This is a genomic window from Achromobacter sp. 1011791174 (assembly GCF_059760925.1).
Genome location: NZ_JCBANH010000001.1, coordinates 1 through 24,771, shown reverse-complemented (window position 1 = coordinate 24,771; position 24,771 = coordinate 1). Strand labels below are relative to the sequence as shown.

The 24,771-nt window shown below is 67.7% G+C and carries 26 protein-coding genes; 12 read left to right on the top strand and 14 right to left on the bottom strand.

Annotated elements, in window-relative coordinates; translation table 11 throughout:
• From AC6LJ5_RS00130 to AC6LJ5_RS00115, 4 genes are all read right to left on the bottom strand, one after another.
• Window positions 1–1,770, bottom strand: a complete 1,770-nt coding sequence (locus tag AC6LJ5_RS00130; protein WP_103271809.1) for an ATP-binding response regulator — start codon at window positions 1,768–1,770, stop codon at window positions 1–3.
• 68 nt (window positions 1,771–1,838) lie between these two features.
• Entirely contained in the window at window positions 1,839–2,453 is a 615-nt protein-coding gene (locus tag AC6LJ5_RS00125) for an ATP-dependent Clp protease proteolytic subunit (RefSeq protein ID WP_103271810.1), read from the bottom strand.
• A gap of 78 nt (window positions 2,454–2,531) precedes the next feature.
• A complete protein-coding gene (locus AC6LJ5_RS00120; RefSeq protein WP_498139525.1) occupies window positions 2,532–2,903 on the bottom strand; it encodes an SRPBCC family protein in 372 nt (123 codons plus the stop codon).
• On the bottom strand, window positions 2,900–3,214 hold the full coding sequence (locus AC6LJ5_RS00115) for an ArsR/SmtB family transcription factor (protein ID WP_103271812.1): 315 nt from the start codon (window positions 3,212–3,214) through the stop codon (window positions 2,900–2,902). Before AC6LJ5_RS00115 ends, AC6LJ5_RS00120 begins: the two co-directional genes overlap by 4 nt.
• 76 nt (window positions 3,215–3,290) lie before the next feature.
• Here AC6LJ5_RS00115 and AC6LJ5_RS00110 point away from each other — a divergent pair, with 76 nt between their 5' ends.
• Window positions 3,291–3,665 carry a hypothetical protein gene (locus AC6LJ5_RS00110; protein ID WP_103271813.1) on the top strand — a complete coding sequence of 125 codons (375 nt, stop codon included), beginning with the start codon at window positions 3,291–3,293 and terminating at the stop codon, window positions 3,663–3,665.
• A gap of 132 nt (window positions 3,666–3,797) precedes the next feature.
• On the opposite strand, the gene yidC is transcribed toward AC6LJ5_RS00110, so the two are convergent.
• The 4 genes from yidC to rpmH all read right to left on the bottom strand — a co-directional run bounded on the left by yidC (window position 3,798) and on the right by rpmH (window position 6,519).
• Window positions 3,798–5,492, bottom strand: a complete 1,695-nt coding sequence (gene yidC, locus AC6LJ5_RS00105; RefSeq protein WP_498139524.1) for a membrane protein insertase YidC — start codon at window positions 5,490–5,492, stop codon at window positions 3,798–3,800.
• 49 nt (window positions 5,493–5,541) lie between these two features.
• Window positions 5,542–5,829 (bottom strand): membrane protein insertion efficiency factor YidD, encoded by a 288-nt coding sequence (yidD, locus tag AC6LJ5_RS00100; RefSeq protein WP_103276255.1) that lies wholly within the window; start codon window positions 5,827–5,829, stop codon window positions 5,542–5,544.
• Window positions 5,830–5,903: 74 nt separating this feature from the next.
• Complete coding sequence (locus tag AC6LJ5_RS00095) at window positions 5,904–6,275, bottom strand: ribonuclease P protein component (RefSeq protein WP_103276256.1); 372 nt, start codon at window positions 6,273–6,275, stop codon at window positions 5,904–5,906.
• Between the two features lie 109 nt (window positions 6,276–6,384).
• The gene (gene rpmH / locus AC6LJ5_RS00090) at window positions 6,385–6,519 is read right to left on the bottom strand and encodes a 50S ribosomal protein L34 (protein ID WP_006228069.1); all 135 of its coding nucleotides are present in this window, start codon (window positions 6,517–6,519) and stop codon (window positions 6,385–6,387) included.
• 360 nt (window positions 6,520–6,879) lie between these two features.
• On the opposite strand from rpmH, the gene dnaA reads away from it, so the two are divergent.
• The 4 genes from dnaA to AC6LJ5_RS00070 all read left to right on the top strand — a co-directional run bounded on the left by dnaA (window position 6,880) and on the right by AC6LJ5_RS00070 (window position 12,551).
• A complete protein-coding gene (dnaA, locus tag AC6LJ5_RS00085) occupies window positions 6,880–8,328 on the top strand; it encodes a chromosomal replication initiator protein DnaA (protein ID WP_103271815.1) in 1,449 nt (482 codons plus the stop codon).
• Between the two features lie 2 nt (window positions 8,329–8,330).
• Complete coding sequence (gene dnaN, locus AC6LJ5_RS00080) at window positions 8,331–9,440, top strand: DNA polymerase III subunit beta (protein WP_199770955.1); 1,110 nt, start codon at window positions 8,331–8,333, stop codon at window positions 9,438–9,440.
• A gap of 94 nt (window positions 9,441–9,534) precedes the next feature.
• Window positions 9,535–11,982, top strand: coding sequence for a DNA topoisomerase (ATP-hydrolyzing) subunit B (gene gyrB, locus AC6LJ5_RS00075; RefSeq protein WP_392412568.1), 2,448 nt, complete (start codon window positions 9,535–9,537; stop codon window positions 11,980–11,982).
• Between the two features lie 155 nt (window positions 11,983–12,137).
• The gene (locus AC6LJ5_RS00070) at window positions 12,138–12,551 is read left to right on the top strand and encodes a VOC family protein (RefSeq protein ID WP_498139523.1); all 414 of its coding nucleotides are present in this window, start codon (window positions 12,138–12,140) and stop codon (window positions 12,549–12,551) included.
• An 87-nt stretch (window positions 12,552–12,638) separates the two neighbouring features.
• Here the strand turns inward: AC6LJ5_RS00070 and AC6LJ5_RS00065 are convergent, their stop codons facing one another.
• Entirely contained in the window at window positions 12,639–13,562 is a 924-nt protein-coding gene (locus AC6LJ5_RS00065) for a LysR family transcriptional regulator (protein ID WP_392412565.1), read from the bottom strand.
• A 316-nt stretch (window positions 13,563–13,878) separates the two neighbouring features.
• Between AC6LJ5_RS00065 and AC6LJ5_RS00060 the strand changes: the two genes are divergently transcribed.
• The 6 genes from AC6LJ5_RS00060 to AC6LJ5_RS00035 all read left to right on the top strand — a co-directional run bounded on the left by AC6LJ5_RS00060 (window position 13,879) and on the right by AC6LJ5_RS00035 (window position 19,742).
• A complete protein-coding gene (locus AC6LJ5_RS00060; protein ID WP_392412563.1) occupies window positions 13,879–14,565 on the top strand; it encodes a hydrolase in 687 nt (228 codons plus the stop codon).
• A gap of 87 nt (window positions 14,566–14,652) precedes the next feature.
• Window positions 14,653–16,242, top strand: coding sequence for an MFS transporter (locus AC6LJ5_RS00055; RefSeq protein ID WP_498139522.1), 1,590 nt, complete (start codon window positions 14,653–14,655; stop codon window positions 16,240–16,242).
• 92 nt (window positions 16,243–16,334) lie between these two features.
• Window positions 16,335–17,039, top strand: a complete 705-nt coding sequence (locus tag AC6LJ5_RS00050) for a pirin family protein (RefSeq protein ID WP_498139521.1) — start codon at window positions 16,335–16,337, stop codon at window positions 17,037–17,039.
• A 29-nt stretch (window positions 17,040–17,068) separates the two neighbouring features.
• Window positions 17,069–17,347 carry a XapX domain-containing protein gene (locus AC6LJ5_RS00045; RefSeq protein ID WP_103271824.1) on the top strand — a complete coding sequence of 93 codons (279 nt, stop codon included), beginning with the start codon at window positions 17,069–17,071 and terminating at the stop codon, window positions 17,345–17,347.
• A 38-nt stretch (window positions 17,348–17,385) separates the two neighbouring features.
• Window positions 17,386–19,272, top strand: a complete 1,887-nt coding sequence (locus AC6LJ5_RS00040; RefSeq protein WP_498139520.1) for an amidohydrolase — start codon at window positions 17,386–17,388, stop codon at window positions 19,270–19,272.
• 11 nt (window positions 19,273–19,283) lie between these two features.
• The gene (locus tag AC6LJ5_RS00035) at window positions 19,284–19,742 is read left to right on the top strand and encodes a DoxX family protein (protein WP_498139519.1); all 459 of its coding nucleotides are present in this window, start codon (window positions 19,284–19,286) and stop codon (window positions 19,740–19,742) included.
• Here AC6LJ5_RS00035 and AC6LJ5_RS00030 read toward each other — a convergent pair.
• From AC6LJ5_RS00030 to AC6LJ5_RS00010, 5 genes are read right to left on the bottom strand one after another with little or no spacing between them, the layout of a single operon-like run.
• Window positions 19,669–21,123 carry an AtzE family amidohydrolase gene (locus AC6LJ5_RS00030; protein ID WP_498139518.1) on the bottom strand — a complete coding sequence of 485 codons (1,455 nt, stop codon included), beginning with the start codon at window positions 21,121–21,123 and terminating at the stop codon, window positions 19,669–19,671. The genes AC6LJ5_RS00035 and AC6LJ5_RS00030 overlap by 74 nt on opposite strands.
• The gene (locus AC6LJ5_RS00025; RefSeq protein ID WP_498139517.1) at window positions 21,120–21,302 is read right to left on the bottom strand and encodes a DUF4089 domain-containing protein; all 183 of its coding nucleotides are present in this window, start codon (window positions 21,300–21,302) and stop codon (window positions 21,120–21,122) included. Before AC6LJ5_RS00025 ends, AC6LJ5_RS00030 begins: the two co-directional genes overlap by 4 nt.
• Window positions 21,303–21,331: 29 nt before the next feature.
• Complete coding sequence (locus AC6LJ5_RS00020; RefSeq protein ID WP_498139516.1) at window positions 21,332–22,153, bottom strand: ABC transporter ATP-binding protein; 822 nt, start codon at window positions 22,151–22,153, stop codon at window positions 21,332–21,334.
• A gap of 2 nt (window positions 22,154–22,155) precedes the next feature.
• Window positions 22,156–23,004 (bottom strand): ABC transporter permease, encoded by an 849-nt coding sequence (locus AC6LJ5_RS00015; RefSeq protein ID WP_498139515.1) that lies wholly within the window; start codon window positions 23,002–23,004, stop codon window positions 22,156–22,158.
• A 3-nt stretch (window positions 23,005–23,007) separates the two neighbouring features.
• On the bottom strand, window positions 23,008–24,024 hold the full coding sequence (locus AC6LJ5_RS00010; protein ID WP_498139514.1) for an ABC transporter substrate-binding protein: 1,017 nt from the start codon (window positions 24,022–24,024) through the stop codon (window positions 23,008–23,010).
• A 231-nt stretch (window positions 24,025–24,255) separates the two neighbouring features.
• On the opposite strand from AC6LJ5_RS00010, the gene AC6LJ5_RS00005 reads away from it, so the two are divergent.
• On the top strand, window positions 24,256–24,771 hold a 516-nt coding region (locus AC6LJ5_RS00005; protein WP_498139513.1), incomplete at its 3' end, for a P-loop NTPase family protein.

Genomic DNA, 24,771 nt, shown 5'->3' with positions numbered 1-24,771 from the left:
TCAGGCCAGCAGGCGCGCGATGGTGCTGCGCAGCCGGTCCGGATCGACCGGTTTGTTCTGCATGGGCCAGCCATGTTCGGCCACTTCGGCCAGGCGCTGCGGGTCGGTGTCGCCGCTGACCAGCAGCGCCGGGATGGCCTCGTCGTTGTATTCCTCGTGCAGGCGCTTGATGGCGTCGATGCCCGTCTGGTGCTCGCGCAGGCGGTAGTCGCTGATGATCAGCGAGACGCGGTCCATGTCCTGCGCGGTCTGCAACAGCAGCTCATCGACGCTGCCGGCCGCCAGCACGCGGTAGCCCCACCCTTCGAGCAGCAATTGCAGGCCGAGGCGGCTTTGGACGTCGTCTTCGATGACCAGCACCAGCGGCTCGCGGCCGTGCGTAGGCAAGGCGGCGGGCTGCGGTTCGTCCGCCTGGGCCGGGGCCTGCGCCTGGGGATCGGCCAGCGGCAGCGTCAGGCTGAACACGGTGCCGCGGCCCGGCCAGGAGCGCAGGCCCAGCGGATGGCCGAGCAGCCGGGCCGTGCGCTGCACGATCGCCAGCCCCAGGCCCAGGCCCTTGCCGCGGTCGCGTTCGGGGTTGCCCAGCTGATGGAATTCCCAGAAGACGCGCTCCTGTTCGTGCAAGGGAATGCCCGGGCCGCTGTCCCAGACCTCCACGCGCAGCGCGTCGCCGTCTCGGCGGCAGCCGACCAGCACGCCGCCGCGCTCGGTGTGATGGATGGCGTTGTGGATCAGGTTGCGCAGGATGCGGTCCAGCAGCGCCGGGTCCGACGAGACCGTGGCCGCGAGCGGCCGCAAGCGCAGGCGCAGCGATTTTGCCTGCGCCTGCGGCGCGAACTCGTGATGCAGGCGATCGAGCACGTCGGCGATCGCCACCGGCTGCACCTGCGGACGCACCACGCCCGCGTCCAGCCGCGAGAGGTTGAGCAGGCCATCGAACAGGCCGCCCAGCGCCTGCACCGCGCGCGAGATGCTGTCCACTAGCTGGCGGCTCTGCGCGGGCAGCGCATGTCCCTTCAGCACGCCGACGAACAGGCTCAGCGCATGCACGGGCTGGCGCAGGTCGTGGCTGGCGGCCGCCAGGAAGCGCGACTTGGCCAGGTCGCTGCGTTCGGCCGCCATCTTCTCGTTCTGCAGCCGCTGTAGCAGGTCCAGGTTCTCGAAGCGCAGGCTCAGCGAATCGAGCTGCGTGCGATGCATGCGATGGGCGAAGGTCAGCGACACGGCCAGGTACAGCAGGCCGGCGACGCCCATCACCGTGAGCAGCGTTTGATCCAGCGCCGTCAGCATCAGCAGCATGGGCAGGAAGTACGGCAGCAGGAAGCTGTAGAGGACCGGCAGATCGATGCAGTACGCATAGATGGCGCCCGTGCCCATGGTCAGCAGCGCGATGATCAGGAACATCTGGTGCGGCAGCGGCACGTGCTGCAGCCAGTACGCCGTCGGCAGGCCCCAGGCCAGGCCGCTGGCCAGCACCCCGACCAGCGTGATGCGGCGCCAGCGCCGCACCCGGGGGTTGTCGTTGATGCCGGGCTCGCCCTCGACCGGCCGGAAGCGGCGCATGGCATGCCAGCGCAAGGCGGACAGCGCCAGGTTGCCGAGCGCCCACCAGGCCAGCTGCGCATGCGGCACCACGTCCTGCAATGCCGCGATCACCAGGGCCATGGTCAGCAGCATGCCCGCCAGCGTGAACGGCAGGTTGCGGCGCAGGACCACCACGCAGGCGGCGAAAACGGGGTCGCGGACGGGGTCGGGACGGGCGGCGGGCATCGCGTTCGAGGCGGATGGGGAATGCGGACATTGTCGTCTGGTTCGCCGCGTCCGGCCAGGGGCGTTGTTCAGCCCCGCGCGTCCTCGCTCGCGCGGTCGCGGTACACGCGGTCGATCAGGCCCCACTCGATGGCTTCGTCGGCCGTCAGGTAGCGGTCGCGGTCCAGGCTGCGCTCGACGTCCTCATAGCTGCGGCCGCAATGCTCGGCGTACAGCCGGATGACGCGGTCCTTGGTGCGCTGCATTTCCTCGGCGTGGATCATGATGTCCGAGGCCTGGCCCTGGAAGCCGCCCAGCGGCTGGTGCACGTGCATGCTGGCGTTGGGCAGCGCGGCCCGTTCGCCCGGCTCGCCGGCCATCAGCAGCAGCGAGCCCATGGAGCGCGCCGTGCCCATGCACAGCGTGTGCACGGGCGACTTGATGAACTGCATGGTGTCGTACATGGCCAGGCCGCTGGTGATCACGCCGCCGGGCGAATTGATATACAGGTGAATGGGCTTGCCGGGATGCTCGGCCTCCAGGAACAGCAGCTGCGCGCACACCAGCGCCGAAACCGTGTCGTTGACCTCGCCGTTCAGGAACACGATGCGTTCGCGCAGCAGGCGCGAATAGATATCGAACGACCGTTCTCCGCGGCCGGACTGTTCCACCACCATGGGGACGAGCTGCATCGCTCCGCTCATGAGCGAACTCCTTGTGTTGCTTGGGAAAGGGAGGCCGGGGCGGCTCGGCGGCCGGCCCGGAGACCGTTCGGGCGGCCGCTAGGCGGCCATCATCAGCCAGGTCTCGCCGTCGTTGGCGGCCGGCCGCTGGCGGCGTTCCAGGCGCGCGTCGGCCAGCTCATGGATGATCCTGAGGCGCGTGCCGCCCTCGCCGTCTGGCTCGATCTGGAAGGTGACCAGGCTTTCCAGGAACGGCGGCGCGTCGTCGCGCATGCGGTAGCGGATTTCTTCCTCGTGCGTGACCGAGACGGGATCGGGGTCGGAAACGACCGCATCGGGTAGCCACTGCTCGCGCAGCGCGGGGATGCTGACGGCGCGCCAGACCTGTGACGGCGGCGCATCCAGCGTGTATTCGAGCACCAGCGCGTCGGCCTGCTCGTCCTGCGTGTCCTGGGCGGGGGTGTCGTTCATTGATCCATGTCCTTGAGCAAGGCCTTCAGGGCGTCCACGCGCGCCGGCCAGTAGGCGCGGTACTTCGACAGCCAGCCGGCGATCAGCGCCAGGCCGTCGGGATCGACTTCGTAGTTCACAAAGCGGCCTTGCCGCTCTTCGCGCACCAGCCCGGCCTTGCGCAGCACCGCCAGGTGCTGGGACATGGCGGACTGGCTGATGTCCATGCCCACCCGCAGGGCGCTGGCGTTCATGCCGCCGGGCGCCAGCTTCTCGAAGATGGCGCGGCGGGTCGGATCGGCCAGGGCCTTGAAGATGTCGTTTTCGATCATGACAACACATTAGCATTGGCTAATGTGATTAGCAAGCGGGCTATCATGCCCTGCCTTCTTCCTCCCTTTTTCGCGCATGTATCCGTACCTTTCCAAGTACGAATGGCTGGCCATGGCCGATGAGCTGTTGCGCCATCAGGCGCCCGACGTGGTGGACCTGTGCGTGCGCTTTTTCCTGGCCGAATCGCGCGGGGTGTCCGACGGCCGGATCCGGGCGCTGCTGGCGCGCCGCTTCAAGCACTGCCAGCTGGGACGGACCCACCGCGATCAGCTGGTGGCCTGCATCGCCCGGCGCCTGACCGAGGGCAATTTCTCGGAGCAGTTCAAGGATCAGCTGCGCCTGGCCCTGCTCCTGGACCGCCAGGCCATCCTGGCCGCCGCCGCCGGCTGCGCGCATCGGCGCGCGTATGTCCGGCAGTACGCGCTGTGGGTGCTGGCGCACGCGCCATAGGCGGCTGGCGGTATTGCCAGCGGCATCATCCGAAGTCCGCCGCGCGTCGAGGCGGCAGCGGTGGTTCCAGGGTGACGCAGCCAAGAAAAAACCGGCCCCTGGAGGCCGGTTTTTCATTGCCGTGTTCCGCGATCAGCGGCTTGCGGCGGCTTCGGTCTTGCGCTGGATGGCCCGGGTGATGGACCACTGCTGCAGGATCGACAGCGTGTTGTTCACGCACCAGTACAGCACCAGGCCGGCCGGGAAGAAGAACATCATCCCGCCGAACACCAGCGGCATGATCATCATGACCTTGGCCTGGACGGGGTCCGGGGGCGTGGGGTTCAGCTTGATCTGCAGGAACATGGTGGCCATCATGATGGCGGGCAGAATGAAGAACGGGTCGCGGATCGACAGGTCGTGCACCCACAGGATCCACGGCGCGCCGCGCATTTCCACGCTGGCCAGCAGCACCCAGTACAGCGAGATGAACACCGGGATCTGCACCACCATCGGCAGGCAGCCGCCCAGCGGGTTGATCTTCTCGGTGCGGTACATCTCCATCATGGCCGCGTTGAGCTTCTGCTTGTCGTCGCCGTACTTTTCCTTCAGCGCCTGCAGGCGCGGAGCGACCTGCTTCATGCGGGCCATCGAGCGGTAGCTCGCCGAGGCCAGCGGGTAGAACAGCGCCTTGATCAGCACGGTCAGCGCGACGATGGTCCAGCCCCAGTTGCCCAGCAGCGAGTGCAGCCAGGTCATCAGCGTGAACAGCGGCTTGGCGATGATGGTCAGCCAGCCGTAGTCGACCACCAGCTCCAGGCCGGGGGCCAGCGCGGCCATGGCCTTCTGGTCCTGCGGGCCGACCCACAGGTGCGAGTCGACGCGCGACGCGGCGCCCGGTGCGATCTCGCCCACGGCCTCGATGCTGCGGGCCGCGTACAGGTTCTTCTGCACCTCGACCACTTCGTTGTTGCGCGGCTTGCCTTGCGGCGGCACCCAGGCGGTGGCGAAGTAGTGCTGGACGATGGCGATCCAGCCGTTGTCGGCCTGTTTGATGTAGTTGGCCTTCTTCTTCTCGATATCGCTGAAGGTCATCTTCTGGAACTTGTCCTGTTCCGAGTAGACCGCGATGCCGGTGAACGTGTGATAGAAGCTGGACGTGTCGGCCGGATCGTTGCCGTCGCGCTCGAGCTGCAGGTACAGCGAGGGCTTCACGGCGGCGGCGCCGACGTTGGCCAGGTCATGGCGCACGTCGATGTCGTAGCGGCCACGGTGCAGCGTGAAGGTCTTGGTGACTTTCAGGCCGCCGGACTCGCCTTCGAAGGCGACGACCAGGCTGTCGCCGCTGAGCTGGCGCTCGGTCGAGACCACGCGGAACGGCGTCTGGTGCGTGGGGAAGCTCTGGCCGTCGGGCGCGCCGACCACGCCGGTCTGCGCCACGTAGTTCAGGCCGGCGCTGCGGTCCAGCAGCACCGTCGGCTTGTCGGCCTGGCCGGTCGCCGGGTACTTCAGCAGCTCGGCGCGCACCAGCTGGGCGCCCATCGTGTCGAAGGTCAGGCGCAGCACGTCGGTGGTGACCACGACTTCCTCGGAACGGGCCGGGGCGGCAGCGGCCGAACCGGGCACCGCCGAGGTCGGGGCGGACGGCGTGGCATTGGCGGGCGCGTTCGGCACCGAGGGGGTGGCGTTGTTGCCGGCGGCGGCCTGTTGCTGGCCGTCGGCGGTGGCAGCCGCGGGCGCGGGCCCGCCGAACAGCGACGGCTTGCCGTTATGGATCTGCCAGTTGTTCCAAAGAAGCAACAGCGAGAAGGAAAAAATCATCCAGAGGACGGTTCGTCGGATATCCATTGGTGCCTACTGAAGTGAATACGGGCCAGCAAAGCCCGCCAGTTTAGCGTCAATCATGCCTGCTGCGGTGGCTGTGGGAGCAGCCCTCGCCGCACTTGGTTCCCTTGCCCGGCGCTTGTCGGGAAGGCGGAACCGGGTCCAGACCGCCCGGCGACCACGGATGGCAGCGCCCGATGCGCCGGGCCGCCAGCCAGAAGCCGCGCCAGGCGCCATGGCGTTCGATCGCTTCGATCGCATACGCCGAGCAGGTGGGGGTGAAACGGCATTGCCGGCCGATCCAGGGGCTCAAAAAAAAGCGATAGAACCGGATCGGGGCGATGAGCAGCGCCGCCGCCAGGCCACGGCCGCCCCGGGGGCGGGCCGCCGAACGTGGCGACGGGTCGGATTCTGGGGTGTCCGGCCCTGCCCCGCTCATCGCGCGATCCGCTCAAAGTGAGCGTCTACTTCGGCGCGAACCGTCTGTTTGAGCACGGTGAGCGTGGCGGGAGGCATCTTGCATTGCAGGCGCACGACGTAGTCTTTGGCCGGCAGCGCCAGGCGCCGGTGGCGGAACGCTTCGCGGATGACCCGCTTGATGGCGTTGCGCGTGGAGGCGCGGGCGGCGAACCGCTTGGCGATGATCAGGCCCAGGCGGGCGCAGGCCTCCTGGCCGGGGGGGAGATCGTTGGGAGCGGCGCTCACAACGAAGAACGCCCCTCGGGCCAGACGCCGGCCTTTCAGCGCGGCGGCGAACTCGGAGGGGCGATGCAGCCGCGCCTCCGGGGGAAGCGTGGCGCGCGGCATGGACTGCAGGTCGGACGCTTGCGTCGGACCCGGCTGGGATTGCGAGAATTCCTGCAATGTGGCCGGTCCGGGCAAGAAGCCGGGGTTTCCGGAAAACCGGAACCCGGACTTAGACGGCCAGGCGCTTGCGGCCCTTGGCGCGGCGGGCGCTCAGGATGGCGCGGCCGGCGCGGGTCTTCATGCGCACGCGGAAACCATGGGTGCGCTTGCGACGGGTGACGGAAGGTTGGTAGGTGCGTTTCATGGACGATCCACAAAAAGAACAAAAGTCAGAAGGGACCTGCCCGGAGGGTTCCTGATCGCTTATCCACAAAGCGGGTATCTGCAAGAAGCGCGGCCGGCGGGCCGATAAGCATGCCGGCGAGGGCGCGATCTTGAGACGGGGCTTCGGGCCGGGATTTACCCCGGGCGATATTCAGCAAGGCTCGTGTTCGAGGCCTTCTGCGAAACCTTCTGACAGACAGAATTCGGAAAAGCCCACCATTTCAGCAAGTTTTCCCTGTCTTGTCAAACAGTTAAGGGCCGGGCCAAGTGCCAGTCCCGTCCCGCCCTGTGGATAACCCATGCCCAGGCAAGGTAGAATCGAGGTTTGAATAAGAGCGACATGAAAGAATTCTGGCAGACCTGCGTCAGTCGTCTTGAGCAGGAACTCCCCCCCCAACAAATCAGCGCGTGGATACGACCGCTGGTCCCGCTTGCGTACGACGAAACGCAGGCGGTGCTGCGCGTTGCCGCGCCCAACCGCTTCAAGCTGGATTGGGTGCGGAAGAATTTCTCCCACCAGATCGAAGCGTTGGCCGCGGAGTGGTTCGAGCGGCCGGTGCAGGTGCAGTTCGAGCTGCCCAGCCATGGCGCCACGCCGCGCATGCCGGTGGCTCCGGTGCGCCCTGCCGCGACGCAGGGCGCCGCGCCCACGGGGGGCGCGCCGCCGCCCGCCGCGGCGCCGCCGCCTGCGATGGTTGCGCAGACCGCCGCCGCTTCCAACGCGGCCGCCGCTGTCAACGCCGACGCCGCCAACATCGTGTACGAGCGCTCGCGCCTGAACACCGATCTGACCTTCGAAAACTTCGTGACCGGCAAGGCCAACCAACTGGCCCGCGCCGCCGCGCTGCAGGTGGCCGAGAACCCCGGCACGTCCTATAACCCGCTGTTCCTGTACGGCGGCGTGGGCCTGGGCAAGACCCACCTGATCCACGCCATCGGCAACGCCATGGTCGCGGCCGGCACCGGGGTGCGCGTGCGCTACGTGCATGCCGACCAATACGTGTCCGACGTGGTCAAGGCCTACCAGCGCAAGGCGTTCGACGATTTCAAGCGCTACTACCATTCGCTGGACCTGCTGCTGATCGACGACATCCAGTTCTTCTCCGGCAAGAACCGCACGCAGGAAGAGTTCTTCTACGCCTTCGAGGCGATGGTGGCGCAGCGCAAGCAGATCATCATCACCAGCGACACGTACCCGAAGGAACTGTCGGGCATCGACAGCCGCCTGATCTCGCGCTTCGATTCCGGCCTGACGGTGGCGATTGAGCCGCCCGAGCTGGAAATGCGGGTGGCGATCCTGCTGCGCAAGGCCGAGTCCGAGGGCGTGCCCATGCCCGAGGAAGTGGCGTTCTTCATCGCCAAGCATCTGCGCAGCAACGTCCGCGAACTGGAAGGCGCGCTGCGCAAGGTGCTGGCGTATGCCCGCTTCCACGGCCGCGACGTGCTCACGGTGGATGTCTGCAAGGAAGCGCTGAAGGACCTGCTGTCGGTGTCCAACGGTCAGATCACGGTCGAGAACATCCAGAAGACCGTGGCGGACTTCTACAAGATCAAGGTGGCCGACATGTATTCGAAACGCCGGCCCGCCAATATCGCCTTGCCGCGCCAGGTCGCCATGTACCTGGCCAAGGAGCTGACCCAGAAAAGCCTGCCGGAAATCGGTGATCTGTTCGGTGGCCGCGACCACACCACGGTACTGCACGCCGTGCGCAAGATCTCCGACGCCCGCGCCAAGCAAGCGGAACTCAACCATACCCTGCACGTGTTGGAACAAACTCTAAAAGGATGAACATGCAACTCGTACAAACCACACGCGATGCATTGCTGAAACCGCTGTCGACTGTGGCGGGCATCGTCGAAAGACGCCATACCCTGCCCATCCTGGCGAACATCCTGATGCGCAAGGAAGGCAACAAGGTTGCCTTCATCGCCACCGACCTGGAAGTGCAGATCACCACGCATGCCGACTTCGGCGTGGGCCAGGACAACGAGTCCACCACGGTGGCGGCGCGCAAGTTGCTGGACATCCTCAAGGCCCTGCCCGACACGGGCGAGGTCAAGCTGGCGCTGGCCAGCAACAAGCTTTCCGTGCAGTCGGCCAAGAGCCGCTTCGCGCTGCAGACGCTGGCCGCCAGCGAGTTCCCCACCGTGGCCCAGCCCGAGCAGTGGGACGTGTCGCTGACGCTGCCGCAGCGCACGCTGCGCCACCTGTTCAACATGGTGCACTTCGCCATGGCGCAGCAGGACATCCGCTACTACCTGAACGGCATGCTGCTGGTGTTCGAACCGGGCCGCGTGCGCGCCGTGGCCACCGATGGCCACCGCCTGGCGCACTGCTCCACCGAGGCCGACGGCATCAAGGAACGCCACGAAGTCATCGTGCCGCGCAAGACCGTGCTGGAAATGCAGCGCCTGCTGGAAGACTCCGACGAGCCCGTCTCCATCGACGTGGCGCCGGGCCAGATCCGTTTCCGTTTCGGCGACGTCGAGCTGGTGTCCAAGCTGGTCGAAGGCAAGTTTCCCGATTTCACGCGCGTGATTCCCACGAACTACTCGCGTCATTTCCTGGTCGGCCGCGAAGCGCTGCAAGGCAGCCTGCAACGCGCCGCCATCCTGACCACGGACAAGTTCAAGGGCGTGCGCCTGCAGCTGGCGCAGAACCAGATGAAGATCTCGTCCTCCAACGCCGAGCAGGAAGAGGCGCAGGAAGAAATCGACATCGACTACGGCCATGAGCCGCTGGACGTGGGCTTCAACGTCGGCTACCTGCTCGACGTGCTGTCGAACGTCAAGGTCGACAACATCCAGTGGTCGGTCATGCCCGACGCCAACGCGTCCGCGCTCATCACCCTGCCCGAAGACGACCAGTTCAAGTACGTCGTCATGCCCATGCGGATCTAATCCGCCATTACGTGGGTTTGTGCCGCCCGCGGGCCAGCGCGCCCGCCGGCGGTCCGGCCGCCAGGCCGTTCTTTAAAGCTTTATCGAAACAGACATGTCAGATCAGCAGAACACCACTCCCGAGAACAGCGGCTACGGCGCTGACTCGATCAAGATGCTCAAAGGGCTGGAGGCCGTGCGCAAGCGCCCCGGCATGTACATCGGCGACACCTCCGACGGCACCGGCTTGCACCACATGGTGTTCGAGGTCGTGGACAACGCCATCGACGAAGCCCTGGCGGGCTATTGCGACGACATCGTCGTCACGATCCACACCGACAACTCGATCTCGGTGACGGACAACGGCCGCGGCATCCCCACCGACATCCACAAGGACGACGAATTCCACCGCAGCGCGGCCGAAATCGTCATGACCGAGCTGCACGCCGGCGGCAAGTTCGACCAGAACTCGTACAAGGTCTCCGGCGGCCTGCACGGTGTGGGCGTGTCCTGCGTCAACGCGCTGTCCGAATGGCTGCGCCTGACCATCCGCCGCAACGGCGAAGTGCACCAGATGGAATTCCGCCAGGGCGAGCGCGTCGCGCCCCTGGCCGTGACCGGCACGACCGACAAGCGCGGCACCGAAGTGCGCTTCCTGGCCGACCCGATCATCTTCAACAACATCGAGTACCACTACGAGATCCTCTCCAAGCGCCTGCGCGAGCTCTCGTTCCTGAACAACGGCGTCAAGATCCGCCTGATCGACCAGCGCCAGGGCAAGGAAGAGAACTTCGCCTTCTCCGGCGGCGTGAAGGGCTTCGTCGAATACATCAACCGCAGCAAGACCGTGCTGCACCCGAACGTGTTCTCGGTCACCACCGAGTCCTCGGCCGGCGGCGTGACGGTGGGCGTGGAAGTGGCGATGCAGTGGAACGACAGCTACAGCGAAAGCGTGCTGTGCTTCACCAACAACATCCCGCAGCGCGACGGCGGCTCGCACCTGACCGGCCTGCGCGCGGCCATGACCCGCATCATCAACAAGTACATCACCGACAACGAGCTGGCCAAGAAAGCCAAGGTCGAGACGTCCGGCGACGACATGCGCGAAGGCCTGGCCTGCGTGCTGTCGGTGAAGGTGCCCGAACCCAAGTTCAGCAGCCAGACCAAGGACAAGCTGGTCTCCAGCGAAGTGCGCCCGGCCGTCGAAGAAGCCGTGGCCCGCACGCTGGAAACCTGGCTGCTGGAACACCCCAACGACGCCAAGGCGCTGTGCGCCAAGATCGTCGAGGCCGCCCGCGCCCGCGAAGCCGCGCGCAAGGCGCGCGAGATGACGCGCCGCAAGAGCGTGCTGGAAGGCGCCGGCCTGCCCGGCAAGCTGGCCGACTGCCAGGAAAAAGACCCGGCGCTGTGCGAGCTGTACATCGTCGAGGGCGACTCCGCAGGCGGCTCGGCCAAGCAGGGCCGCGACCGCAAGTTCCAGGCCATCCTGCCGCTGCGCGGCAAGGTGCTGAACGTCGAGAAGGCGCGCTTCGACCGCCTGATCGCCAGCGAGCAGATCGCCACGCTGATCACCGCGCTGGGCACCAGCATCGGCCCCGACTTCAACGTCGACAAGCTGCGCTACCACCGCCTCATCATCATGACCGACGCGGACGTCGACGGCGCGCACATCCGCACCCTGCTGCTGACGCTGCTGTACCGCCAGATGCCCGAGCTGGTGCAGCGCGGCTACGTCTACATCGCCCAGCCGCCGCTGTACAAGGTCAAGGTCGGCCGCGAAGAGCGCTATCTGAAGGATGACCAGGAAGAAGCGCAGTTCATGCTGCAGCTGGCCCTGAAGGACGCCGAGATCATCTCCGGTGGCAACATCATCCGCGGCGAAGAGCTCAACGACCTGGCCCGCCAGTACGTGGCCGCCGACGGCGTGATCGCGCGCCTGTCACGCGTGTTCGACCCGGCCGCGCTGTCGGCCATGGCCGAAGGCGTCGAGATCAACCTGGACACGGCCGAAGCCGCCGCCGACTCGGCCAAGCGCCTGGCCGGCGCGCTGCGCGACCCGGTCAGCGGCAATGGCGTGGAGATCGTGGCCGAGTTCGACCCGGCCACCGAGCGCCATCGCCTGTCGATCCAGCGCATGCACCACGGCAACGTGCGCGTCAGCATCATCGACGCGGACTTCATCAACGGCTCCGACTACGGCGTGCTGTCGCGCGCCGCCAAGAGCTTCTCCGGCAAGGTCCTGCCGCGTTCGCTGGCCGCGCGCGGCGAAGGCGACAAGCGCAAGGAGCAGACCGTGTCCGACTTCCGCGAAGCCATGCTGTGGCTGCGCAGCGAAGCCGACCGCAGCATCTCCAAGCAGCGCTATAAGGGCCTGGGCGAAATGAACCCCGAGCAGCTGTGGGAAACCACCATGGACCCCAAGGTGCGCCGCCTGCTGCGCGTGCAGATCGAGGACGCCATCGCGGCCGACGAGGTCTTCACCACGCTGATGGGCGATGACGTGGAGCCGCGTCGCAACTTCATCGAGGCGCATGCCTTGTCGGCGGGGAATATCGACGTGTAAGCGTCGCCGCCGAGCGTCAGTGGAAAAGCCCGGGATCTTCCCGGGCTTTTTTTTGCCCTTCGCCCGGATTCAAGCGAGGAGTATCGTGCGGGAATTGGCTGGTTCCCCTTCATGGCGGGCGGCGTCCAGGCGTCACGTCGAAACAGCGAGGCGATATGTCACACCCCACCATCACCCCCGGGCTGCTCTACCACGATGCGCCCGGCGCGATCGAATGGCTCTGCCGCGCCTTCGGCTTCGAGACGCGCACGCTTGTGCCGGGAGACGACGGCACGATCGCGCACGCGCATCTGACGCTGGGCAACGGCGGCATCATGCTCAGCTCCGGGGAGCGCTACCCGTTTCCCGGCCTGTGCAAGTCCCCGCGTGAACTGGGCGGGGTCGGCAGCGCCGAGATCATCGTCTACGTTGCCGACCCCGACGCGCACTACCAGCGAGCGGTGGCGGCCGGCGCACAGGTCGTCATTGCCATCGAGGACAAGCCCTACGGCGGCCGTGGCTACTCCTGCAAGGACCCCGAGGGCCACGTCTGGGCGTTCGGCTCGTACAACGCATGGTCGGACGCCTGACGTGTTGCCTCCGGCCTGTCGGACTCAGAACTTCACGCTCGCGCTCAGCCCATAGGTGCGGGGGTCGCCCGCCTTGGTTTTCGCACCCTACCCCTGCACGTCACTCGCCCAAGGCTGCGCCGTCAACCGCTCCGCCAGATACTCGATCAGCGCCTGCACCCGGGCCGGACGCCGTCTCCCTGGCGGCGTGACGATATGCAGCGCGATCGGATCGACCCGCCAGTCATCCATGGCCGTTTCCAGCACGCCCGATTGCAGGTCTTCCCAGGCCAGGAACTCCGGCTGCAGGGCCAGTCCATTGCCGGCGCGCAAGGCCGGCGCCAGGGCTTCGGCGTTGTTCACGTTCAGGCGCGTCGGCAGGGCCTGCGAGAACTCGCCGTGCGTCTCGTGGCGGAAGCGCCAGTTCGCGCCGTTGCGCGCGTACATGTATTGCAGGGCCGTGTGCTGCGCCAGGTCGCGCGGATGCCTGGGTCGGCCCGCGCGCTTGAAGTAGGCAGGCGAGCCCACCAGCAGGATGCGCACCGAGCACAGGCGCCGGGCCAGCAGCGTGGAGTCGACCAAGTTCGAGATGCGCAGCGCCAGGTCGAAGCGCTCGGACACCAGGTCCGACTGCTTGTCGCTGAACTCGATCTCCAGTTCCACCTCGGGATGCGCCTGCATGAACGGCGGCAGCATCGGCGCCAGGTGCGTGACGCCGAAGGACATGGGCGCCGACAGGCGGATCTTGCCGTGCAGGCTGGTCGATTTCTCGGTCACCTCGGCCTCGACCGCCTCGCCCTCTTCCAGGATGCGCGCGGCGCGTTCCAGCGCCGCGTAGCCGGACTCGGTCAACGACATGCTGCGCGAGGTGCGGTGGAACAGCATGGTCTTCATCTTGGTTTCCAGGCGCGTGATGGCCTTGGACACCGTGGCCTGGGACAGGGCCAGCTCGGCCGCCGCCTTGGCGAACGAGCCGGTGTCGGCGACCTTGGCGAAGATCGCCCACCCTTCCAGATCCGGCAGCTTGTTCATATCTGATTCTCGCAATAACAGTCGCGTCGATGATAGCGGTTGCCTATGTGACGAACAAGAAAACATCGGCCTGGCGGGCCTGGAAAACGTCTCCGTCACAGGGAGCATGCAAAAAATGGAAAGGATGGAATTCCATGGCGCGGATTCTCAGGCGCCTGGCCGATCCCTAATATGCCTTTACCGACAGACGACGTGCACGAGAGCTTCAAGCGGCGCTTCCGACACGATCTGACGGCGCGGGCCCGGACGGCCCGCGCGTTGCCCCGAATTCATGCCGCCGCATTCCCTGAACGATTTCCTGAAAGAGAGACCCGCCATGTCCGCCAACAAGTACCTCGAAGTCCTGACCCCGCAAAACAGCCAGATCATCTTCATCGATCAGCAGCCGCAGATGGCTTTCGGCGTGCAGTCGATCGATCGCCAGACGCTGAAGAACAACGTGGTGGGCCTGGCCAAGGCCGCCCGCGCGTTCAACATCCCGACCACCATCACCACCGTGGAAACCGACGGTTTCTCGGGCAACACCTTTCCCGAACTGCTGGCCGTGTTCCCCGACCACAAGATCCTGGAACGTACCTCGATGAACTCGTGGGACGACCAGAACGTGCGCGACGCGCTGGCCGCCAACGGCCGCAAGAAGATCGTCGTGGCCGGCCTGTGGACCGAGGTCTGCAACACCACCTTCGCGTTGTGCGCCATGCTGGAAGGCGACTACGAGATCTACATGGTGGCCGACGCCTCGGGCGGCACCTCGGCCGACGCCCATAAGTACGCCATGGACCGCATGATCCAGGCCGGCGTGGTGCCGGTGACCTGGCAGCAGGTGATGCTGGAATGGCAGCGCGACTGGGCGCGCAAGGAAACCTATGACGCCGTGACCGGCATCGCCAAGGAACACTCCGGCGCCTACGGCATGGGCATCGACTACGCCGTCACCCATGTGCACAAGCTGGCCGAGCGCGTGACGCACGGCGAACGCATCGGCCCCAACCCGGCCAAGTAAGCCGCCAGCCCGGCGCGACTCTTTTCCGAACACCGCAGGCGGCGCGATGAACGCCCCTGGCGACCCCAAACGATCCAGGAGCGTTCCATGCCGCACGGCAACACCCCTAATCCGGCAGGCAGCTTCGCGCCGCTGCGCCAGCCCGTGTTCGCCGTGCTGTGGGCGGCCACGGTGCTGGGCAACGTCGGCAGCTTCATGCGCGACGTGGCCAGCTCCTGGCTGGTGACCGACCTGTCGGCCAGCCCGACCGCCGTGGCGCTGATCCAGACCGCCGCCACGCTGCCCATCTTCCTGCTCGCCATACCGGCCGGCGTGCTGTCCGACATCCTGGACCGCCGCCGCTTCCTGATCTTCGTGCAGCTGCTGCTGGCCTCGGTCAGCGGCACGCTGCTGCTCCTGTCGCACACCGGCGCGCTGACGGTCGACTACCTGATCGCGCTGACCTTCGTCGGCGGCATCGGCGCGGCGCTGATGGGGCCGACCTGGCAATCGATCGTGCCCGAGCTGGTGCCGCGCGCCGATCTCAAGGGCGCGGTCGCGCTCAATTCGCTGGGCATCAATATCGCCCGCGCCATCGGCCCGGCCGCCGGCGGCCTGATCCTGGCCAGTTTCGGCGCGGCCGTGACCTACGGCATGGACGTGCTCAGCTATGTGTTCGTGATCGCCGCCCTGTTGTGGTGGAAGCGTCCCGCCGCCGCCGACAGCGCGCTGTCGGAGAACTTCCTGGGCGCGTTCCGCGCCGGTCTGCGCTATACGCGGGCCAGCAAGGAGCTGCACCGCGTGCTGCTGCGCGCCGCCGTGTTCTTCCTGTTCGCCAGCGCGGTGTGGGCCTTGCTGCCGCTGGTGGCGCGCCAGATGCTGGGCGGATCCTCGGGCTTCTACGGCGTGCTGCTGGGCGCGGTGGGCGCGGGGGCGATCCTGGGCGCGCTGCTGCTGCCGCGCCTGGGCAAGCTGGACGCGGACGGCCTGGTGCTGCTGGCGTCCGTGGCCAGCGCGGCCGTGATGGCGGCGCTGGTGTTCGCGCCGCCCAAGTGGCTGGCCGTGCTGCTGCTGGTCGTGCTGGGCATGGGCTGGATCACGGCGCTCACCACCTTCAACAGCGTGGCCCAGGCCATCCTGCCCAACTGGGTGCGCGGCCGTGGCCTGGCGGTGTACCTGACCGTGTTCAATGGCGCGATGGCGGCGGGCAGCCTGGGCTGGGGCCTGGTGGCGCGCGAAATCGGCGTGCCCTATGCGCTGGCGGCCAGCGCCGCCGGCCTGGTCCTGGTCGCGCTGCTGTTCCACCGCGTCCGCCTGCCGGTGGGCGAGGCCGATCTGCAGGCATCGAACCATTGGCCCGAGCCGCTGGTCGCCGAGCCGGTGGCGCACGATCGTGGCCCGGTGCTGGTGCAGGTGGAGTACCGCATCCGTCAGGCCGACCGCCCCGCCTTCCTGGCCGCCATGAAGCGCCTGTCGCAGGAGCGCCTGCGCGATGGCGCCTATGCCTGGGGCGTGGTCGAGCATACGGGCGACGCGGAGCGGGTGGTCGAATGGTTCTTCGTGGAATCCTGGGCCGAGCATCTGCGCCAGCATCATCGCGTATCGCACGCCGACGCGGACCTGCAAGCCGAAGCGCTGCGCTTTCATGTCGGGCCGGACAAGCCCGAGGTGCATCACTTCCTGGCCTTGAAACACTGACGCCACGGTGCTGGACCGGCGGCAAGGCATAGGCAGCAGCTACCGGTTCGGCGCATCGAATCCGCACACTTCCGACTTCCAGAGGCCCTCTCATGATCGAACGCCGTCCTCTCGCCAGCCTGGGCCATGCCCATCGCGGCTGGTTCGACGTGACGCATCATTTCTCGTTCGCCGGCTACCAGGATCCCGCGCGCATGCGCTGGGGCGCGCTGCGCGCCTGGAACGACGAGACCCTCGCGCCGGACTCGGGCTTTCCGCCGCTGCTGCATACGGATGTGGAGATCATCACCTGCGTGCGCCTGGGCGCGCTGACGCACGAGGACGACCTGGGCAACCGGGGCCGCACGCGGGCCGGCGACGTGCAGGTCATGAGCGCGGGCAGCGGCCTGACCCATGCCGAGTTCAATATGGAGGGCGGCCCGGCCCGCGCGGTCCAGATCTGGATCGAGCCGGACCGGCGCGGCGCGCCGCCCAGCTGGGGCAGGAAGACCTTCGCCCGCGATGCCTGCCACGGTCATTTCCTGACGCTGGCCAGCGGCATCGCCGGCGACGAGGATGCGTTGCCGATCCGTAGCGATGCCCGCGTGCTGGCCGTCGCGCTCAAGGCGGGCGAGGCGGCCACCTATCAGTTCGCCGGCGGTGCACGTCGCGGTTATCTGGTCGCGTCCAAGGGGCGGCTGACCGTCAATGATGTATCGCTCGAAGATGGCGATGGCGCCGCCATCCGCGACGAAACCACGCTGCGCATCACGGCGCTGGATGATGTTGAAGCCTTGCTGGCGGACACGCTGGCATGAACCGCAATTGTGAATGGACGACTATCCAAATGAAGATCTATCTGCTATCCCTGGGCGCCGGGCTGCTGGTCGGCGTGGTCTATAGCCTGTTGCAAGTGCGTTCGCCCGCGCCGCCGCTGGTGGCGTTGGTCGGCCTGCTTGGCATCCTGGTGGGCGAACAGCTGATTCCGGTGGGCAAGCATATGCTCAACGGCTCGGCCTTCGCCGCCGCCTGCGACAAGGAAAAGACCGTGAGCCATCTGTTCGGGCAGCTGCCCGGCCGGCAGGCCCAGCCCCAACGCCAAGACCAGAACACCGACCAGGGTTGAGCCTTCGCGCCCCTGCCCGATTCCAAGGAGAAACCGCCATGACCACCGCCACGCCGGACGTCATCTTCCACAATGGCCGCATCACCACGCTGGACCGTTCCCGGCCGCGGGCCAGCGCCGTCGCCGTCAAGGACGGCCGTTTCGTCGCGGTCGGCGACGATGCCGAGGTGCTGGCGCTGGCCGGCGCCGGCACGCGGCGCGTCGACCTGAAGCGCCGCGCCGTCCTGCCCGGCCTGTACGACAACCACACGCACGTGGTGCGCGGCGGCCTGAACTACAACATGGAGCTGCGCTGGGACGGCGTGCGCTCGCTGGCCGACGCCATGGCCATGCTCAAGCGTCAGGTCGCCATCACGCCCGCGCCGCAGTGGGTGCGCGTGGTGGGCGGCTTCACCGAGCATCAGTTCGCCGAGAAGCGCCTGCCCACCATCGAGGAACTCAACGCCGTCGCGCCCGACACGCCGGTGTTCATCCTGCACCTGTACGACCGCGCCCTGCTCAACGGCGCGGCGCTGCGCGCGGTGGGCTACACCAAGACCACGGCCAATCCGCCGGGCGGCGAGATCCTGCGCGACGCGCAGGGCAATCCCACCGGGCTGCTGCTGGCCAAGCCCAACGCCACCATCCTGTACGCCACGCTGGCCAAGGGGCCGAAGCTGCCCTTCGACTACCAGCTCAATTCCACGCGCCATTTCATGCGCGAATTGAACCGTCTGGGCGTGACCGGCGTGATCGACGCCGGCGGCGGCTTCCAGAACTATCCCGACGACTATGCCGTCATCCAGCGGCTGGCCGACGACAATCAGATGACCGTGCGGCTGGCCTACAACCTGTTCACGCAGAAGCCAAAGCAGGAGAAGGAGGACTTCCTCAACTGGACCGCCAGCGTGCAGTACAAGCAGGGCACGGACTACTTCCGTCATAACGGCGCCGGCGAGATGCTGGTGTTCTCGGCCGCCGATTTCGAGGACTTCCGCGTCGAGCGGCCGGACATGCCGCCGGAAATGGAAGGCGAGCTGGAGGAAGTGGTGCGCGTGCTGGCGCAGAACCGCTGGCCCTGGCGCCTGCATGCCACCTATGACGAGACCATCGCGCGCGCGCTGGATGTCTTCGAGAAAGTCCATCGCGACACGCCGCTGACCGGCCTGAACTGGTTCTTCGACCACGCCGAGACCATCTCCGACAAATCCATCGATCGCATCGCCGCGCTGGGCGGCGGCATCGCCGTGCAGCACCGCATGGCCTACCAGGGCGAGTACTTCATCGAGCGCTACGGCGCGGCGGCGGCCGAGGCCACGCCGCCCGTCGCCAAGATGCTGGCGCGCGGCGTGAAGGTGTCGGCCGGCACCGACGCCACCCGCGTCGCGTCCTACAACCCCTGGGTGTCCCTGTCCTGGATGGTCACCGGCAAGACCGTCGGCGGCACGCGCCTCTATCCCGCGCGCAACTGCCTGGACCGCGAGACCGCGCTGCGCATGTGGACCGAGAACGTGGCCTGGTTCTCCAACGAGGAAGGCAAGCGCGGCCGCATCGAGCCGGGCCAGCTGGCCGATTTCATCGTGCCGGACAAGGACTATTTCAGCTGCGCCGAGGACGAGATCTCGTTTCTGACCTCGGACCTGACCGTGGTCGGCGGCCGCGTCGTCTACGGCGCCGGCGAGTTCGGTCCGCTGGACGACAACCCGCTGCCGCCCGCCATGCCGGACTGGTCGCCCACGCGCCTGTTCGGCGGCTACGCCGCCTGGGGCGATCCGGATGGCGCCGGCCGCAATTCGCTGGGCTATCGCAACATGGCGGCCTGCGGCTGCGCCAGCGCCTGCGGCGTGCATGGCCACGAGCATGCGCGCGCCTGGGGCGCGCAGGCGCCCAGCTCGGACCTGTCGGGCTTCTTCGGCGCGCTGGGCTGCTCCTGCTGGGCCGTGTGAGGGGCGCCGCCATGAACGCACCTTCTGCATGGGAACGGCGGCTCGCCGGCGCGGCGCGTCCGCTGTTCGGTTCGGCCGCGATCCGTTTCCTGGCCTATCTGGGGCTGTGCGCCGCCTATCTGCAGGGCGGCCTGGTGAAGCTGACGGATTTTCCCGGCGCCCTGCGCGAGATGGCGCATTTCGGCCTGTCGCCGGCGCCGGTGTACGCCGTGCTGGTGATCGCGCTCGAGCTGATCGCTTCCGCCATGATCCTGACGGGCCGGCTGCGCTGGCTCGGCGCGGCGGCGCTGGCCCTCTTCACGCTGGCGGCGACCGGCATGGCGCTGCGTTTCTGGGAGCTGCCTGTCGGGCAGGAACGCTTCATGGCCGCCAATGCCTTCTTCGAGCATCTGGGGCTCACGGGTGGCTTTCTGCTGGTGGCGTGGCTGGATTTGAAGGCGCCTGGAGGCGCCGAAACGGCGTCGGCATGACCTGTCGGACCGTCGCGACGCCAGCCCGCTCCAGCCGCCTGGCCGCCAGCAGGCAATCGCTCTCGCGCCACGGCGCGGCGATCAGTTGCACGCCCAGCGGCAGATGGGCGTCTGCGCCGATCCCGGGCCAGACGGGCGCGGCGCAGACGGGCAGGCCCAGGCAGGAGATGGGCTGCGTCAGCAGGCCCATGCTGGCGCGGGCCGGCAGGCACTGGCCGGCCAGCATCAGGTCCTGGGCGCCGATGGGCGTGGCGGGCACCGGCGTGGCGGGCGCGATCAGCACGTCGTAGCGCGCGAACAGCGCCAGCGCGTCGCGGTAGACGCGATGGCGTACCCGCTGGGCCTGCTGCACCCAGGCGGCGGGCACCAGGCTGCCCGCCACCAGGCGGTCGCGCGAATACGGCTCGTAGTAGTCGTAATGCGTCACCAGGCGGCGCCGATGCAGCGCGCCGCCTTCGGCGGCGGTGATCACGAACGCGGCGGCGCGCGCTTGCTGCGCGCCGGCCAGTTCGACGATATCGGCGGCATCGAGCGCGCGCGCGGCCAGTTGCACGGCCTGGCGCGCCTCCGGGCCGGCCCAGTGGGTGAAATAGCCGCCCAGCACGGCCACGCGCAAGGGGCGGTCCGAGGCCAGCGCCGCCAGCGTGGGTTCGGCCGGATACTGGGCGCAGGCCCCGTCTCCCGCGTCGGGGCCTTGCAGCGCGTCGTAGACCGCGGCCAGGCCCGTTGCGTCGGCCGCGAAGGGGCCTAGATGATCAAGGCTGCCGACAAAGGGGAACGAGCCGGTGCGCGGCAGGCGGCCGAAGGTCGGCTTCAGGCCGAACACGCCGCACAGCGCGGCAGGCACGCGGATCGAGCCGTTGGTGTCGGAGCCCAGCGTCAGCGGCACCAGGTCGCCGGCTACCGCCGCGGCGCTACCGCCCGACGAGCCGCCGGCGATGCGGGCGGTGTCGTGCGGATTGCGGCAGGCGCCGTAGTGCGAGTTCTCTGTCGTGAAGCCGTAGGCGTGCTCGTCCATGTTGAGCGCGCCCACCAGCACCGCGCCGGCCTCGCGCAGCCGCGCCACCAGCACGGCATCGCGCCGCGCGGGCGGGTTGGCGGCGTTGACGCGGCCGCCGGCCAGCGTGACCTCGTCGGCGGTATCGAACAGGTTCTTGACCGCATAGGGCACGCCGGCCAGCGGCGGCAGGACTTCGCCTCGGGCGCGCCGCGCGTCGATGGCGGCGGCCTCCTGGCGGGCGCGGGTTTCGGTGACGCTGGTGAAGCAGTGGTAGCGCGGGTCGGCCTCGCGGATGCGCGCCAGCGTGGCCTCCAGCACCGCCGACGCGCTGCGCTCGCCGTCGCGGATCTGCCGCGCCAGGCCGAGGGCGACGCTGTTCACGGGCGGAACACCGAGGCCGACTCCAGTTCCACCGGCAGGGCCTCATCGATGAAGGTCGAGGCGATGTCGTGGATGCGCGCGAATTGCTGCGCCACCTCGGCCGTGGCCGGCTCGCGCAGGGCATAGCCGGCCAGCGCCAGCGCGCTGCGCACGTATTGATCGATGGTTTCCTGGGTCATGGCGGATTGCTCCTGTGGGGCGTGTATCGCTAGCGGCGCACTTCGCGCTGGAAGATCTCCAGGCTCAGTTTCTTCATGTCGATGAAGCTGGGTTCGGTCAGGGTCTCGACGGTGCGCGGACGGGCATCGCCGTAGTCCAGGATCTCGGCCACGCGCGTGGGGCGCTTGGTCAGCAGCAGCACCTGATCGGCCAGGTAGACGGCTTCTTCCAGATCGTGCGAGACCAGCAGCATGGTGGTGCCGGTCTGCATGAAGACTTCCTGCAGCTTTTCGCGGATGAACAGCGTCATCTCGAAATCCAGCGCCGAGAACGGCTCGTCCAGGAACAGCACCTCGGGTCCCGGCGCCAGCGCGCGCATGATCGAGGCGGTCTGCTGCTGTCCGCCGGACAGCTCGTAGGGGTAGCGCTTGAGATCGAACTTGACGTCGAACGAAGCCACCAGCTCCTCGACCCGCGCGTCGACCTCGGCCTTGCCGCGTCCCTCGAGCCGCAGCGGATAGGCGATGTTGTCGATCGTGCGCAGCCACGGGAACATGGCCTCGCGGTAGTTCTGGAACACATAGCCGATCTTGGTCTGCGCCAGCGCTTTGCCGTCGAACAGGATCTCGCCGGCATCGATGGGAATCAGGCCGGCGATCATGTTGATCAGCGTGGACTTGCCGCAGCCGTTGGGGCCGAAGACCGAGACGATCTTGCCCTTGGGAATGTCGAGGTTGAAGTCCTCGTACAGCGGCCAGCCGGCGAAATACTTGGTCAGGCCGCGGATGGTGATGTGGGTGCCGGCCGGCCCCGGCACGAAGGGCGCGGGGGCGGGCGATGGCGCGATGGCGGGGTTGATGACGGTGGACATGATTACCGGCCACTCCAGTGGACGACGCGCTTTTCCATGAGCAGGAAGAGAATGTTCAGGACATAGCCGAGCGCGCCGGCGGCCAGGATCGAGGCGTACATGTCGCGCACATTCAGCACCTGCTGCGCGTTGATGATGCGATTGCCCAGCCCGCTGTCCGAGCCGATGAACATCTCGGCCACGATCACGATGACCAGCGCCATCGACACGCCGCTGCGCAGGCCCACGAAGGTCGGCTGCAGGCTTTCCCAGATCAGCACGTCCTTGAAGATCTGCCAGCGCGAGGCGCCCATGACGCGCGCCGCCATCACGCGCTGTTTGCGCGCGTTGATGACGCCGTAGGCGCTGTTGAACAGGATGACCAGCACCGCGGCGAAGGCGGCGATGGCGATCTTGTTCATGTCGGTCACGCCGAAGATCATCAGGAACAGCGGGATCAGCGCCGACGACGGCGTCGAACGGAAGAAGTCCACCAGGAACTCGACGCTGCGGTAGGCTTTCTCGTTGCTGCCCAGCAGAACGCCCAGCGGCACGCCGATCACGCCGGCGATGACGAATGCCTGCAGCGTCCGGTTGACCGAGGCGAGGAAGTCACCCAGCAAGGGCCCGCCGGCCATGCCCTTGGCCAGCGCCACCAATGTGGCGCCGGGCGTGGGCAGCAGCACCGGGCTGACCAGCTGCAGCCGCACCACCAGGTCCCACACGATGTACAGCGCCAGCGGACCGATCAGCGGCAGCAGGCGCGCGGCGGTCCAGGTTCGCGGGGCGCGGGAAGCCTGCGCCGCGATGGCCGCGTGGCGGGCGCCGGCGGCCTGCGCCGCGCCCCCGCGGCTCGAAGTGATCGCGTCCATGGCTCAGCCCTTGTACAGCATCGAGGCCACGTCGACCTTCTGGGCGAAGATGCCCTTGTCGGCGAACAGGTCGAAGAACTTCTGGAAGTACTGGATATCGCTGGGGCTGAACTCGTTGTAGAGCGTGTAGGCGGCCAGCGGCACCGCCTCGGTCATGGGGCCCTCGATGGCGGTATAGCCCTTCATGTACGGGCGCGCTTCGTTCGGCTGGTTGCGGATCAGTTCGATGCCGCGCGCATAAGCGGCGATGAATTTCCGGCTTTCCTCGGGATGCTTCTTCAGGAACGCGGTGGTCAGCGAGGCCGAACCGCCGAACCAGGGCGCCATCGGATCGCCCAGCACGTACTTGGCGATGACGCCCGCCTCGAGCACGCGGGTGGTGCCGTTCAGGCGGCCCACGGTGCCGGTGGGCTCCAGCGTGTAGCAGGCATCCAGCTGGCCCGCGGCGACCGCGGCCACGTGCTGGCTGATCGCCAGTTCGACCACGGTCGCCCCGGTTGCGCCGGCGCGCTCCAGCACGGCCTTGGCCAGCGTGGCATTCTGGATGCCGGGTCCGGAACCGACCCTTTTCCCCTTGAGGTCCGCGATGGATTGGATGGGACTGTCTTTCGCGACGATGAACTCGTCCAGTACGTTCTTGGCGTTGCTGGGGTTGGACGCGAAGATCTTGAACAGGCCGGGCGAGGCGATCTCGCCGATGGCCAGGTTAGCCGAGCCAGTGCCGTTGGCGCTGCCGTCGGCGCGGCCCGCCAGCATGGCTTCCATGACTTGCTGCGCGCCCGCGAACTTGAGCGCTTCGACGTTCAGGCCGGCTTCCTTGAAGTAGCCCTTCTCGATCGCGGCATAGAACGGCAGGCCCGCCGCGACCGGCCAGTAGCCGATGCGGATGACCGGGCCCGGTTGCGCCCGCGCCAGTGCCGGCGCGGCCAGCGTGGCGGCGCCCAGCGCGGCGCCGCGCAGCAGCCGGCGGCGGGTGGCGTTGAAGGTGTGGGGCGCGAGGCGATCGGTGTTGCGGGACATGCGGGCTCCTGGTCGGAAATGGGCAGGCGCTTGTGGACAAGCCTGCATCCCAGTCAAGCAAGACCCGTGCCAGGCGGCCAGGCGGCGTTGCGCCGCATGGGGCGGGGCTATCATGGCGCGTCGCCTGAACCACCTTGGTGCATGCGCGGCACCGCGACGGCGCGCGCGGCGCATCATGGCGCCGCCGGGCCGGCGGCGACCGCCTGCCGCTCTTTCCCCATCCCGCCGTCCATGAACCTCGACACGCTAGGCCCGCGCATCTGCATCCTCGGCCCGTCCAACAGCGGCAAGTCCACGCTGGCCGATGCCATCGCGGCGAAACAGGGCCTGGAGCCCATCCATCTCGACCGTCTCTACCATCTGCCGCATACCGACTGGCAGCCGCGTCCCGCCGGGGAATTCCTGACGCTGCACGACGCCGCCATCGCCGGCGAGCGCTGGGTGATGGATGGCAACTATTCCTCTTGTCTGCCGCAACGCCTGGCGCGTGCGACGGGTCTGATCCTGCTGGACCTGTCCACGCCCTTGAGCCTGTGGCGCTACGCGCGCCGGACCTGGTTCGAAAGGGATCGGCGCGGCGCGCTCGATGGCGGCCGCGACAGCGTGAAGTGGTCGATGATCCGTCACATCGTGGTGGCCACGCCGCCCAACCGCAAGCGCTATGCGCAGCTATACGCGCGCTGTGAATTGCCGAAAGTGCTGTGTCCGTCGGCGCGGGCGCTGGCGCGCCGCTACCGGGAATGGGGG

Coding starts and splice junctions, on each gene's coding strand:
- AC6LJ5_RS00130 (WP_103271809.1), bottom strand. CDS start 1,770: ATGCCCGCCGCCCGTCCCGACCCCGTCCGCGACCCCGTTTTCGCCGCC.
- AC6LJ5_RS00125 (WP_103271810.1), bottom strand. CDS start 2,453: ATGAGCGGAGCGATGCAGCTCGTCCCCATGGTGGTGGAACAGTCCGGC.
- AC6LJ5_RS00120 (WP_498139525.1), bottom strand. CDS start 2,903: ATGAACGACACCCCCGCCCAGGACACGCAGGACGAGCAGGCCGACGCG.
- AC6LJ5_RS00115 (WP_103271812.1), bottom strand. CDS start 3,214: ATGATCGAAAACGACATCTTCAAGGCCCTGGCCGATCCGACCCGCCGC.
- AC6LJ5_RS00110 (WP_103271813.1), top strand. CDS start 3,291: ATGTATCCGTACCTTTCCAAGTACGAATGGCTGGCCATGGCCGATGAG.
- yidC (WP_498139524.1), bottom strand. CDS start 5,492: ATGGATATCCGACGAACCGTCCTCTGGATGATTTTTTCCTTCTCGCTG.
- AC6LJ5_RS00095 (WP_103276256.1), bottom strand. CDS start 6,275: ATGCCGCGCGCCACGCTTCCCCCGGAGGCGCGGCTGCATCGCCCCTCC.
- rpmH (WP_006228069.1), bottom strand. CDS start 6,519: ATGAAACGCACCTACCAACCTTCCGTCACCCGTCGCAAGCGCACCCAT.
- dnaA (WP_103271815.1), top strand. CDS start 6,880: ATGAAAGAATTCTGGCAGACCTGCGTCAGTCGTCTTGAGCAGGAACTC.
- dnaN (WP_199770955.1), top strand. CDS start 8,331: ATGCAACTCGTACAAACCACACGCGATGCATTGCTGAAACCGCTGTCG.
- gyrB (WP_392412568.1), top strand. CDS start 9,535: ATGTCAGATCAGCAGAACACCACTCCCGAGAACAGCGGCTACGGCGCT.
- AC6LJ5_RS00070 (WP_498139523.1), top strand. CDS start 12,138: ATGTCACACCCCACCATCACCCCCGGGCTGCTCTACCACGATGCGCCC.
- AC6LJ5_RS00065 (WP_392412565.1), bottom strand. CDS start 13,562: ATGAACAAGCTGCCGGATCTGGAAGGGTGGGCGATCTTCGCCAAGGTC.
- AC6LJ5_RS00060 (WP_392412563.1), top strand. CDS start 13,879: ATGTCCGCCAACAAGTACCTCGAAGTCCTGACCCCGCAAAACAGCCAG.
- AC6LJ5_RS00055 (WP_498139522.1), top strand. CDS start 14,653: ATGCCGCACGGCAACACCCCTAATCCGGCAGGCAGCTTCGCGCCGCTG.
- AC6LJ5_RS00050 (WP_498139521.1), top strand. CDS start 16,335: ATGATCGAACGCCGTCCTCTCGCCAGCCTGGGCCATGCCCATCGCGGC.
- AC6LJ5_RS00045 (WP_103271824.1), top strand. CDS start 17,069: ATGAAGATCTATCTGCTATCCCTGGGCGCCGGGCTGCTGGTCGGCGTG.
- AC6LJ5_RS00040 (WP_498139520.1), top strand. CDS start 17,386: ATGACCACCGCCACGCCGGACGTCATCTTCCACAATGGCCGCATCACC.
- AC6LJ5_RS00035 (WP_498139519.1), top strand. CDS start 19,284: ATGAACGCACCTTCTGCATGGGAACGGCGGCTCGCCGGCGCGGCGCGT.
- AC6LJ5_RS00025 (WP_498139517.1), bottom strand. CDS start 21,302: ATGACCCAGGAAACCATCGATCAATACGTGCGCAGCGCGCTGGCGCTG.
- AC6LJ5_RS00020 (WP_498139516.1), bottom strand. CDS start 22,153: ATGTCCACCGTCATCAACCCCGCCATCGCGCCATCGCCCGCCCCCGCG.
- AC6LJ5_RS00015 (WP_498139515.1), bottom strand. CDS start 23,004: ATGGACGCGATCACTTCGAGCCGCGGGGGCGCGGCGCAGGCCGCCGGC.
- AC6LJ5_RS00010 (WP_498139514.1), bottom strand. CDS start 24,024: ATGTCCCGCAACACCGATCGCCTCGCGCCCCACACCTTCAACGCCACC.